The organism is Streptomyces sp. PU-14G (genome assembly GCF_041028275.1).
Taxonomy (GTDB): domain Bacteria; phylum Actinomycetota; class Actinomycetes; order Streptomycetales; family Streptomycetaceae; genus Streptomyces.
In genome coordinates this window covers 1-797 of sequence record NZ_JASKYT010000739.1, presented here as the reverse complement: position 1 = coordinate 797, position 797 = coordinate 1, and the positions used below count along the sequence as shown (strand labels likewise).

At 75.9% G+C, this 797-nt stretch carries 1 protein-coding gene; it reads left to right on the top strand.

Annotated features, from left to right (window positions below):
- A partial coding sequence (locus AB8Z75_RS35075) for an SDR family oxidoreductase (RefSeq protein WP_369209204.1) occupies positions 1–752 on the top strand: 752 nt, incomplete at its 5' end.
- Positions 753–797 lie beyond the last annotated feature (45 nt).

Below are 797 nucleotides of genomic sequence, written 5' to 3'. Positions count from 1 at the left end.
CCTCCCTCCAGCGCGTCACCGTCGTCACGGGCGGAAGCCGGGGCATCGGCGCCGCGACGGCGCTGCGGCTCGCCCGCGCAGGCCACCACGTGGGCATCGGTTACGCGCGCGACGAGGAGGCGGCCACCCGCACGGCGGAGGCGGTCCGGGCGGCCGGCGGCGAGGCGGTCGCCGTACGGGTGGACACCAGCGACGCCGAGGCGGTCGACCACCTCTTCGATACGGTGCGCTCCGGGCTCGGCCCGATCACGGGGCTGGTCAACAACGCGGGGATCTCCGGTCCGCTGGGCCGCTTCACCGAGACGGCGCCCGAGGTGATGCGGCGGGTGGTGGACGTCAACGTGACGGGGGCGCTGCTGTGCGCCCGCCGTGCGCTGCGCGAGATGTCGACCGCGCACGGCGGGCGGGGCGGCGCCCTCGTGAACATCTCCTCCTCCGCCGCCACCCTCGGCTCCCCCGGCGAGTACGTGCACTACGCCGCCTCGAAGGCCGCGGTCGACGCGATGACGGTGGGCCTGGCCAAGGAGTTCACCGGCGAGGGCGTACGGGTCAACTGCGTGCAGCCGGGCTCCGTACTGACCGGGATGCACGCCGCGATGGGGGATCCCGACCGGGCCTGGAAGAAGGCGCAGATCACACCGGCGCGCCGCCCCGGCGAACCCGAGGAGGTCGCCGACGCCGTGGCCTGGCTGCTCTCGGACGAGGCGTCCTACACCTCGGGGGCCGTGCTGCGGGTCGCCGGCGGCCTGTGACCGGCCGCGGCTCGCGGCCAGCGCTGCGCCCGCCTTCCGTGGCCC